A 10,394-nucleotide genomic window follows, 5' to 3' on the forward strand; every position below is an offset into this window, starting at 1 on the left:
CGCGATCCCATCAACTGGCGGCGGCATCGAGATTGCGCAGAGTGGTGACCAGCTCTTCCCGCAGCTCCAGGAACGGCGGGGACACCCTCAGGTGGGCCAGGTTGGAGCGGTCGAGATCGGCCTCCACCGTCCGCACGATCCGCCCGGGACGCGGCGCCATGATGTGCACCCGCTGGGCCAGCAGCAGCGCCTCCTCCAGGTCGTGGGTGATCAAGAGAGCAGTGAGGCCGGAGCGCTGCCAAAGCTGATAGAGGAACTCCTGCATCGATTCGCGGATCTGCAGGTCCAGGGCACCGAAGGGTTCATCCAGCAGCACCACCTTCGGGTCGGCGGCCAGGGCGCGAGCGATCGCCACCCGCTGCTGCATGCCCCCCGAGAGTTCCTTCGGCAGGCGCCGGGCGGCATCCTGCAGACCGACCACCTCCAGGAAGTAGGCGGTGCGCTCGCGCACCAGGGCCCTGGGCAACCCCTGCAGCGACATGCCGAAGGCCACGTTCTGGGCCGCCGTCATCCAGGGGTAGAGGCTGTATTTCTGGAAGACCATGCCCCGATCGGAGCCGGGCCCGTGCACCGACTTGCCATCGAGGGCAATCACTCCGGCGCTGGGGCGCTCCAGGCCGGCGATCAGGCGCATCACCGTGGACTTGCCCGAGCCGGAACTGCCCACCAAAGCCACGAATTCGCCGGACTTGATCGAAAAGCTGATGTCGTCGAGCACCAACTTGGCCTGACGGCCGTCACCGAAGCTCTTGCTGACGCCATTGACGGAGAGATGCATCTCAGCTGGCCCAACGACAACTACGCCGCAGCACGGCGCGGAACCCCAGATCGATCAGCAGGCCGATCAGGCCGATCACGATCAACCCCACGAAAATCTCATCGGTGCGCAGAAAGCGCTGGGCTAGGCTGATGCGCTTGCCCAGGCCTTCGTTGGCGGCCACCAGCTCCGCCACGATCACCAGATTCCAGGCCGAGGCCATGTTGATGCGGTAGGCATCAATCGCCTGCGGGGCGATGTAGGGGGCCACCACACGGGTGAGGATCGGCAGGCCCCTGCCGCCGAGGGTGAGGGCGGTTTCGAGCAACTCCTGAGGTACGAACTTCACCGCATCCATGATCATCAACGTGTTGAAGAAGAAGGTGCCGATGAAGATCAGCAGCACCTTCGGCAATTCCCCCAGGCCGAAATAGATGATCAGCAGGGGAATGAAGGCCGGCGCCGGCATGTAACGGATCAGCCCCAGCAGGGGCTCCAGCAGGCGGCAGATCAACGGGTTGCTGCCCATGGCAATGCCGAGGGGCAGAGCCAGCGCCGCCGAGAGCGCAAAGCCAAGGAACACCCGCCGGATGCTGGCGATCGCATCAGCCACCAGGATTCCCGCCTGGACCTGCTCGCCCGCCGCCCGCCAGACCGCCAGCGGGCTGGGCAGGAACAGGGGGTCCACCACACCGCTGAGACTGATCAGGGACCAGACCAGCAGTACCACCAGGATCCCGAGCGGACCGAGCAACCAGGGGGAGCGCAGGGTGGATCGCTCAAAGAACCGCATCAGGGGGCCGCATCGACGAAACGGGCGTCGAAGAGCTTGGTGAGATCCGGCGGTGTCTTGGCCAACCCCACCTCCTGCAGGAAGGTGCTGATCTCAGCGGCGGCAAAGGGCAGCGAGGCCATGGTGTTGCCGGGCTTGAGTGCCTCACGGTTCTGCTCCAGCGTGAAGATCGTGGTGCCGGCGTCGTACTCCTTGTAGTCGGCCTCGCTCACTCCAGCCCGAGCCGCCATGATTGTGAGGCTGGAGTCTGGGTTGGCCTTGATCTCCTTGAGGGTGGCGAACCAGGCGTTCACCACCTTCTGCAGCTGCTCAGGGTTCTTCTCCACAAACTCCGTGCGGCAGACCAGGTGATCACTGATAGCGCCGGGGAACTCCTTGGAGGAAATCAGGGTGGTGCTGCCGGGGCGCTTGAGTGCCTGGGTGGTGAAGGGGGCGAACACTCCAACGGCATCCACCTTCTCGGCTACGAAGGCCGCCGCGGCCGCACCGGTTTCCAGCGGCACGAACTCGATGTCCTTGGCCGTGAGTCCCGCCTTCTTCAGGCCCAGCAGCAGCAGGTAGTGATCAACGGTGCCCTCCTCAGCAGCCACCTTGCGGCCCTTGAGCTGGGGCACCGCCATGATGCCCTGGGCGGCGATGACCTGGTCGTTTCCGGTGGAGTTGTCGTTAGTGAGCACCACCCGCAGATCGGCGCCACCGGCGATGGAGCTGATCGTGTCGTTGAGGGTCTGGCTGTTGCAATCCAGCTGGCCGGCGTTGAGGGCGTTGATGGAATCGAGGTAGCCATCAAACCACTGCAGGGTCACCGGGACCCCCGCCGCTTTGAACAGGCCCTTCTCCTCGGTGACCTTCCAGGGAATCCAACCGGGCCAGGCGCTGTAGCCAATTCGCACCGGCGCGCTCCCCGTCTGCGGCGGGCTCTGGCAGCTGGCCAGCAGGCCTGTGCCCATCAGCGCCAGCAGGCCGCATCCCACCAACCGTTGGCGCCGACGTGGTTGCCGCGAGCGCTGATGGCTGATGGCCCGAGCAGCGCCTGAGCTAGTGAGTTTGGAGCCGGTGAGGGTTGAGCTGGAGCTGGGATCAGGACACTGACTGGAGGTCATTGGTAGAGCGCCAAAGTAAAGACAAAAAATCAGGATTTGGAGGAAAACGAAGGTGCGCCATTGGCGGCTCTAGAGGAACTCGAGATAACGAGAGCGCTCCTACACCGACACCTGGCCGTGATAGTCGGCCCATTCCGCTCGTTTGTAGTCGATGAACGCGGTAGCCATGGCATCACCGAACACCGTGCGCGACAATGGATCGACAGCGAAGGCCTCAATCGCCTCGCCAAGGGTCCGTGGCAACACCTTCAGGCCCAGCTCGGTCCGCTGCTCGGCGCTGAGCCGGAGGCATTGACGAGATTGGGATCGCCGGGATCCAGCTCCGCCCGGCACCTGTGCGCCCGGGTGGCGGCCAGCAACCACTGGTGCCAGGCTTCGAGCCCGGCGCCGGAGCTAGCCGAGAGCTGAAACACCTCCGCCTCAGGATTGACGGCATGGATGTGCGCCTCGATGCGGCTCACGTCGATGGAGAGGTAAGGGAGCAGATCCACCTTGGTGATCAGCACGCAATCAGCTTCCCGGAACATCACCGGATACTTGAGTGGCTTGTCCTCGCCTTCGGTGACACTGAGCAGGGCCACCTTGAGGTGCTCGCCCACCTCGAATTCAGCCGGGCAGACCAGGTTGCCCACGTTCTCCACCCAGAGCAGATCGAGATCGGCTGGGTTGAGCCGCGCCTGCAGTTGACGCAGGCCACCGCTCACCATCGCCGCATCCAGGTGGCAGGCGCGGCCGGTGGTGATCGGCACCACCGGCACCCCCACTGCTTCGAGGCGCTGGGCGTCGAGCTGGGTGGTCATGTCGCCCTCCAGCACCGCCATCTCCAGTTGTGGCGCCAACGCGGTGATCGTGCGCTCCAGCAGGGAGGTCTTGCCAGCGCCGGGGCTGCTCATCACATTGAGACAGAGCAGGTTCCAGGCCTCAAAGTGCTCACGGTTGTGCTCCGCCTGGTGCTGATTGGCGGCCAGCAGGTTGAGGCCGAGGGTGTCGCTGAGGGGCATGTGCATGGGATCAGCGCGGGGGAACGGCGGCGGGTTGTGAGGTCTGGTGCGGCAGGCTGTAATCGACGGAGCGAATGCGCAGCTCACGGCCGCTCACGATCTCCTCCATGGGCCGATCGCAGCAGGGAGAGCGGTAGGCGCGCTCAGGGTCTGGGTGGTAGGCGCTGGAGCAGGCCAGGCAGCGGGCCCTGAGGGGAACGGACTCGATCTCGAGCGTTGAGCCATCGAGCCAGCTGCCCTGGACGGCGGCGGCGAAAGTGAAGCGCAGCGCCTCGGGCTCCACGCAGGTGAACTCACCCACCTGCAGATGCACGGCTGTCACCACGGGGGTCTGGGGCTCCTGCCCCCGCTTCCACTCCTGCAGGGAGAGCAGCAGGCATTTGGTCATGTCGACCTCATGCATGACCTATCTCCACTTCTGATCGACGGCCATGTTGCAGGCGTCGTGCAACCAGGCGGGCTTCTGCTTGCGGGGCAACTGGCCACTCACCACCAGGTGGGCCATCACATCGCAGATCACGCGGGTGGCCATCAGTGAGGTCATGTCGCTGATGTCGTAGGGGGGCGACACCTCCACCACCTCCAGGCCGCAGACCGGCACGTTGCGCACGATCAGCTCCAGCAACTTGAGCGCCTCGCGCGGCAGCAGCCCACCGGGTTCGGGCCAGCCGGTGCCGGGCACGAAGCCGGCGTCGATGCAGTCGATGTCGAAGGAGATGTACACACAATCAGTGCCATCGGTGGCGCGCTCAATCGCGAACCTGGCGGCCGCCTCGAGGCCCATGTCGCAGATGTCGGTGACGGTGAGCACGTTGGTGCCCCGTTCGCGGCAGACCTTCACCCCCTCCCGCGGCACCTGCCAGCCACCGATGCCCAGCTGCACCAGATTTTCGGCCGGCGCGTTGGCCATGTTGGTGGCATGGAACCAGGGGCAGGTGTGCATGCGCTCGTCGAGGTCGATCTCCTGGGTATCGACATGGCGATCGAAGTGGATGATGCCCACCTTCTTGTCGCCCAGGTGACGGCAGACGCCACGCACGGTGGGGAAGCCGATCGAATGGTCGCCGCCAAGAATGATCGGGAACGCTCCACTGGCGAACACGTGCGCAACGCCCTTGGAGATCTGATCGAAGCTCTTCTCGTTGTTGGCGGGAATCGTGAAGATGTCGCCCACATCACAGAGCCGAATCGACTCGCGCAGGTCGACGCCCATCTCGTAGTTGTAGGGCGTGTAGAGCGCTGAAATGCGGCGGATGCCCTGGGGGCCGAAGCGGGTGCCGGGCCGGTAGGTGGTGCCGGAATCGTGGGGCACTCCCAGGATCGCCACATCGAACTCGCCGACGCGATTCACGTCCTCGATGTAGGGCGCCTTCATGAAGGTGTTGATGCCCGCGTAGTGGGGCAACTCGCCGCGCGAGAAGGTGGAGATGCGCCGATCGACGATGCTCTCGGCGGCTTCAAGGCCAAAGCGCAGGCCCTGCTCCACCTCCTGCTGCCAGCCGGTGAGCGGCAGGCGGGCCTCCTTCTCGAGGGCCTCAGCGCCCTGGCGGCCAGCGGGCGGCGCCTGGGTACGACGGTCGAAGGCCCCTTCTGGGCCTGAAGATGCGGTCATGGCACAACACGGAGGTGGGGTTGCGGTCTCCCGGGCTTTTATCCCTCCGTGCAACCGGGTGACCCCGGTGAGCTTCTCTCGGACCAGACGCTGATTCCAGCTCGCCGAAGCGAACTGGCGTCAGCCGGAACCCTAGAAGCTGCTTCCGCAACTGAACTTTCACCCCATCACAGCGATGGAGTTGTGATGGTTGCTACCAGAGAGTGAATCCCAGGTCTGGATCGGTTGACTGGAAGGGAGCACACACGAGCACAGATACATCACGAAATACTCTTGAAACCCGGAACGATTTCAAGAAAGACTGCACCCGAACCAGAAGATCTAGCCTGACTGGCCCAAACACTGTGCCCTGGGAGCAACAACCGTGCGAGCCGTTGTTTATGAGCGCTACGGACCACCTGAAGTGCTTCATCTCACAGAGGTGTCCACTCCTATCCCCGCAGCCCATGAGGTCTTGATCCAGGTCAGGGCCACCACGGTGAGCTCCGGCGACTGGAGGGTCCGCAGCCTGGAGGTGCCCGCCGGTTTCGGGCTGATCATCCGCCTGGTATTCGGCTTTTCCAGACCAAAGCAACCGATTCTGGGCAGTGAGCTGGCCGGTGTCGTCGAAGCGGTGGGCAGCGATGTGAGCCGCTTCAGGCCGGGTGATCCACTGGTGGCCTTCAGCGACTCCGCCATGGGCTGCCACGCGGAGTACATCTGCCTGCCGGAGGATGGCCAGCTGGCCCGCAAGCCCTCCAACCTCAACTTCCATGAAGCCGCCGCGCTCTGCTTCGGAGGCACCACGGCCCTCGCGGTCCTGCGCCAGGCCAAGGTTCAGCCTGGAGAGCGGGTCTTGATCAACGGCGCCTCAGGCAGCGTCGGCACAGCGACGGTACAGCTGGCCTGTCACCTGGGTGCCGACGTGATCGGGGTGTGCAGCTCAGCCAACCAGGATCTCGTCCACTCCCTCGGGGCCAGCCAGGTGATCGATTACCAGCAAACTGATTTCAGCCAATGCGGTGACACCTACGACGTGATCATCGACACAGCTGGCACCGCACCCTTTGCCCGCAGCCGCCGCTGCCTGAGGCCAGGGGGCCGTCTGGTGCTGCTGCAGGCGGGGCTGGGCGCCATGCTGCTCAGCCCCTGGCAGACAGTCAGCAGCAACATGACCGTGATCGCCGGTCCCCTGAACGTGAAAGCCGGTGACGTGCGTCAACTCGCGGAGCTGGCCGAAGCCGGGATCTACAGGCCCGTGATCGACCGCCACTACCCGCTGGAGCAGATCGTGGCTGCCCACCGCTATGTCGACAGTGGGCGCAAGACAGGCAATGTGGTGATCACGATGGATCCTGAGGGCTGATCCCGGAAGCCTCGATCAGTTGATAGCGGCAAGCCAGCCGGCAGGTCTGGCCGGGGGCCACCTCCAGCCGGCGCTCACCGCTCACCAGGGCACCGCGGGGTGCCGTCCAGGGCTCCAGGCAGACCATGGGGCGGGGTGGATCACTCCAGACCACCGCCAGATCGAAGGGGGCTTCCGCCTGTAGCTCCAGGGCCAGCCCGCTGCCTCGATCGAGCAAGCGCACCGCAGCACCCGGCTGCGCCAGCAAATCCACCCCCTGCTCCAGCCGCTCCAGCAGCGGGGCGGTGGCGGCGGGAGCCATGGTGCCGTGATCGAAGCACTGCTCCGGCAATCCCTCCAGCGCCGCCGCCGCCAGGGAACTGAGGGCGAAGTATGGATGCAGGCCGAAGGCGAACGGCAGCGGCTGCGGCCCGGGGTTGTGCAGCAGCACCGCGATCGCCAGGGCTCCAGGCTGGGGGCTCAATTCCAGCTGCAGCCGGAAGGGGAAGGGGAACATCGCCAGGCTGGCGGGGCTGGCGCCCAGGCTCAGACGCACGCCCACAGCCCCCGGCAACTCCTCCAGCTCCCAGGGCAGATCCCGGGCAAAGCCGTGCTGCTGGAGCGTGAAGTTCCCCTGGGGAAGGGGCAGCTGATCAGCCGGGAGGTTGCCGCAGATCGGGAACAGCACCGGCATGCCTCCCCGCACCGAGAGAGCCGGATCGGCAAAGCGAGCCTCATCGAGGTAGAGCAGCTCACGGCCGTTGCAACGCCAGCCGCTGAGCAGCCCGCCGCGCTCCGGCACCAGCCGCAGGAGATCGCCATCGGCTGCAGTGCTGAACTCCCAGTGGGGATATGGCGTGGTGCGGTGGGTCAGGGGCATGGCACCTCAGGCATCCGGCAGGCTCGAGAGCCACTCCAGCAGGGCAGCGTTCACCTGCTCGGGCACTTCATCATGGGGGCAATGGCCGGCGTCGAGCACCACCTCAGTGGTGGCCGCTGGGGAGTGGCGCTGGAAGGCGGCACGGCGCCCGGCGGCGTTGATCCAGGGGTCGCGGATGCCCCAGAGCAGCAGCAGGGGCACCTGGAGCTGGGCAAAGAGTTCATCGAGAGGCTGGCCGCGGGGAATGTCAAAGACCGTGCGAAACACCCCAAAGGCGCCGGGGTCCAGCGACGGCCGCCGGATCGCCTCCACCAGCTCCTCATCCACGTTGGTGCGATCGATGTAGACCTGATTGAGGGTGCGCCGAATCGTGGCCGGACGGCGCAGGTTCTCGAACAGCAGCCGCTGCAGCACCGGACTGCGCAACAGGGCAGCGCCGATCGTGCGCTTGGTGATGGCTCCCCAGCCGCTGGGTTCGGCCTGCTCGTCGCTGAAGGGACCGGCGGCATTGATCAGCACCACCCCGGCCGCCTCGCCGCCCAGGGCCACCCCCGCCGCCAGGGCCGCAAAGCCGCCGAGGGAATTGCCCACCAGCACCGTGGGTCGCCCGATCCGCTCACGCACATAGGCCACCAGCTGGTCACGCCACAGCCCGCCGCCGTAGGGCAGCCCCTCGGCCTTGGCACTGCGGCCAAAACCCAACAGATCGACAGCATGCACCTCATGGCGCTCGCCCAGCGCCGGGATGTTGTAGCGCCAGTGGTCAGTGGAGGCGCCGAAGCCATGCACCAGCAGCACGGCCGGGCCCTGGGGCTGCGGCGGTCGGCAGGCCAGGGCATGGACCCCATGGCCTGCATGGATCCAGGGCTCAGAACAGGGGCCGATCAACGCAGCTGTGGCTTGGTCGTCGATGCTAGGGATCACTTCGGGGGGTTCGCTCCGTGCTCGACTGGTCCAGCCTGCTGCCGGGGACGGCCCTCTGGGCTCTGGCGTTGTACCTGCCCCTCTCCTTGCCGCTGGCCCGGCTGGAGGAGGCTCTCAGCGAGGGGCCGCTCTCGGAGGGGCTGCGTCAGATCATGCTGGTGACGAGCAGCGTGCTGCTGGCCTTTGCGGTGGGGGCGATCACTCAGCTCATGCTGAGCCTGGTCCTCAGCCCCAGCTGGGCCGCCAGCCTCGGGCTGATGGCGGTGCTGGCTGGAGCGTTCTGGGCGGTGGCCTCCTCCAGCCGCAACGACGAAGGCTGAGCGCCACTGAGCACCCATTGAGCCCAACAGACGATGGGACACTTGGGGCTCTCAGGCCAACTGCTCGGCCAGCTTCTCCTCGCGGCTGAGCACCAGCCGCAGCAAGATCGGCGAGAGGAAGGTGGTGCCGATCACCATCAGCAGAATCGCCGCCTCAAGGGCCGGAGTGAGCAGCCCGGCCTGGGTGCCCAGACCCAGGAAGATCAGGCCCACTTCACCGCGGGGCATCATGCCCAGACCCACCACCAAGCGGTTGGTCTTTTCCTTGCTGACGTAGGTCCAGCCGGCGGCCACCTTGCCGATGATCGCCACCACCAGCAGGAAGGCGGCCATCACCAGGCCGGGACGGTTGGCCGGATCCATCGGGTTGAGCACGGAGAGATCCATGCTGGTGCCGATCAGGACGAAGAAGATGGTGGCGAACAGGGACACCAGAGGCTTGACCGTTTCCTGAATCGCGTGGGTGTGGCGGGAGCCACTCAGGATCAGGCCGGCGGCAAAGGCACCCAGAGCCGCTTCCAGGCCGATGGCCTGGGCGGCGAAGCAGCAGAGGCAGAGCACTACGAACGAGGCGACAACCACCTCACCAGGGGCCTTGAGCCGATCCAGCAGCCAGTCGAAGGCGGGAGCGGCGGTGCGGCTGAGAAACAGTGACAGGGCCACGAACAGGGCTGCGGCGATCAGCAGCTTGACGATCGGTCCCATCTCCAGGGCGCCGCCGCCGGCCACGGCCACCACCACCGCCAGGATCACGATGCCGAGGATGTCATCGAGCACGGCGGCGCCGATGACGGTCTGGCCTTCGCGGGTCTTGAGGTACTTGAGCTCGCCGAAGACACTGGCGGTAATGCCGATGCTGGTGGCGGTCATCGCCGCACCCGCGAAGATCGCCGGAATCAGCGGCACGTGGAACAAATAGAGCAGCCCGAAGGTGCCCATGGCAAAGGGCAGCACCACACCGGTGACGGCCACCGTGGTGGCCTGGGCACCCACCGCCACCAGCTCATCGAGCTCGCTCTCGAGACCCGTGAGGAACAGCAGGGCGAACAAACCCAGGGTGGCCACCGACTGGAGATTGGGGAAGGTCTCGATGTAGATCGACTCCACCGCACTGGGCGACAACGACGAAAGGGAGGCCACCGTGGAGGTGAACCAGTTGCTCAGCTCAGCGCCAGTTTCGGGAGGAAGGATCAGATGCAGGCCGGAGAGGCCGATCAGTACCCCCGCCACCAGCTCGCCAAGGATGGTGGGGAGCTGCAGCCGCACCATCAGCTCAGCCAAGGTGCGAGCGGCCAGGAAGATCAGCAGAAAACGGCCCACCCCAATCAGGGTTTCGGCCACCTCCACGTTGTGGTTGCCGATTTCGAGCAGCAGGGTCGGGAAGGTCATGAAGGCTGAGGTCTCGGCACTTGGCTGGTGTTGGGCGCGACGTTAAACGGGATCTGCCGCCCGGATTGGGATCCATCCAGACTGCTCTTTGACCCCCATCAGTGAATCCACACCAAACGGCCCGCACTCAGGCCCGCGTCGAGCGGCCTAAACCGCCTCCGATTCGTCCACCACGAAACTGAGCCAGACTTGCCGTGGACACAGATCGGACCGGCAACGCTTTATTTGAGCCGACCGTTTTTCAGCCTCGCCGCCCCCTTCCCCTTCGCCCCGCCCCCATGACCGACGCTC

General features: G+C 65.6%; 12 protein-coding genes and 1 riboswitch. Of the genes, 2 read left to right on the forward strand and 10 right to left on the reverse strand.

The window, feature by feature from the left end:
• Nucleotides 1–10: 10 nt before the first annotated feature.
• From KBY67_RS08810 to speB, 7 genes are all read right to left on the reverse strand, one after another.
• Complete coding sequence (locus KBY67_RS08810; protein ID WP_255110656.1) at nucleotides 11–778, reverse strand: ABC transporter ATP-binding protein; 768 nt, start codon at nucleotides 776–778, stop codon at nucleotides 11–13.
• A gap of 1 nt (nucleotide 779) precedes the next feature.
• The gene (locus KBY67_RS08815) at nucleotides 780–1,550 is read right to left on the reverse strand and encodes an ABC transporter permease (protein WP_255110657.1); all 771 of its coding nucleotides are present in this window, start codon (nucleotides 1,548–1,550) and stop codon (nucleotides 780–782) included.
• Nucleotides 1,550–2,653, reverse strand: coding sequence for an ABC transporter substrate-binding protein (locus KBY67_RS08820; RefSeq protein ID WP_315855572.1), 1,104 nt, complete (start codon nucleotides 2,651–2,653; stop codon nucleotides 1,550–1,552). The genes KBY67_RS08815 and KBY67_RS08820 overlap by 1 nt, the downstream gene beginning before the upstream one ends.
• 99 nt (nucleotides 2,654–2,752) lie before the next feature.
• Nucleotides 2,753–2,896 (reverse strand): glutamine synthetase, encoded by a 144-nt coding sequence (locus KBY67_RS08825; RefSeq protein WP_255110658.1) that lies wholly within the window; start codon nucleotides 2,894–2,896, stop codon nucleotides 2,753–2,755.
• Nucleotides 2,897–2,901: 5 nt separating this feature from the next.
• Nucleotides 2,902–3,660, reverse strand: coding sequence for a hydrogenase nickel incorporation protein HypB (gene hypB, locus KBY67_RS08830; RefSeq protein WP_255110659.1), 759 nt, complete (start codon nucleotides 3,658–3,660; stop codon nucleotides 2,902–2,904).
• Nucleotides 3,661–3,664: 4 nt separating this feature from the next.
• Nucleotides 3,665–4,057 (reverse strand): hydrogenase maturation nickel metallochaperone HypA, encoded by a 393-nt coding sequence (hypA, locus tag KBY67_RS08835; protein WP_255110660.1) that lies wholly within the window; start codon nucleotides 4,055–4,057, stop codon nucleotides 3,665–3,667.
• Nucleotides 4,058–4,060: 3 nt separating this feature from the next.
• Complete coding sequence (gene speB, locus KBY67_RS08840) at nucleotides 4,061–5,266, reverse strand: agmatinase (protein ID WP_255110661.1); 1,206 nt, start codon at nucleotides 5,264–5,266, stop codon at nucleotides 4,061–4,063.
• A 25-nt stretch (nucleotides 5,267–5,291) separates the two neighbouring features.
• Nucleotides 5,292–5,413, reverse strand: a riboswitch (guanidine-I (ykkC/yxkD leader).
• Nucleotides 5,414–5,630: 217 nt separating this feature from the next.
• Here speB and KBY67_RS08845 point away from each other — a divergent pair.
• Entirely contained in the window at nucleotides 5,631–6,611 is a 981-nt protein-coding gene (locus tag KBY67_RS08845; protein ID WP_255110662.1) for an NAD(P)-dependent alcohol dehydrogenase, read from the forward strand.
• Here the strand turns inward: KBY67_RS08845 and KBY67_RS08850 are convergent.
• Together KBY67_RS08850 and KBY67_RS08855 are read right to left on the reverse strand one after the other, a co-directional pair.
• The gene (locus tag KBY67_RS08850; protein WP_255110663.1) at nucleotides 6,589–7,470 is read right to left on the reverse strand and encodes a galactose mutarotase; all 882 of its coding nucleotides are present in this window, start codon (nucleotides 7,468–7,470) and stop codon (nucleotides 6,589–6,591) included. The genes KBY67_RS08845 and KBY67_RS08850 overlap by 23 nt on opposite strands.
• 6 nt (nucleotides 7,471–7,476) lie before the next feature.
• Nucleotides 7,477–8,358 carry an alpha/beta fold hydrolase gene (locus KBY67_RS08855; RefSeq protein WP_399214198.1) on the reverse strand — a complete coding sequence of 294 codons (882 nt, stop codon included), beginning with the start codon at nucleotides 8,356–8,358 and terminating at the stop codon, nucleotides 7,477–7,479.
• Nucleotides 8,359–8,411: 53 nt separating this feature from the next.
• On the opposite strand from KBY67_RS08855, the gene KBY67_RS08860 reads away from it, so the two are divergent.
• Nucleotides 8,412–8,714 (forward strand): hypothetical protein, encoded by a 303-nt coding sequence (locus KBY67_RS08860; protein WP_255110664.1) that lies wholly within the window; start codon nucleotides 8,412–8,414, stop codon nucleotides 8,712–8,714.
• 51 nt (nucleotides 8,715–8,765) lie between these two features.
• Here KBY67_RS08860 and KBY67_RS08865 read toward each other — a convergent pair whose 3' ends face one another.
• Nucleotides 8,766–10,103: a cation:proton antiporter gene (locus tag KBY67_RS08865; RefSeq protein WP_255110665.1), complete on the reverse strand. Its 1,338-nt coding sequence runs from the start codon at nucleotides 10,101–10,103 to the stop codon at nucleotides 8,766–8,768.
• Nucleotides 10,104–10,394: the final 291 nt, after the last annotated feature.

Source organism: Synechococcus sp. RedBA-s, assembly GCF_024345495.1.
Taxonomy (GTDB): domain Bacteria; phylum Cyanobacteriota; class Cyanobacteriia; order PCC-6307; family Cyanobiaceae; genus Regnicoccus_A.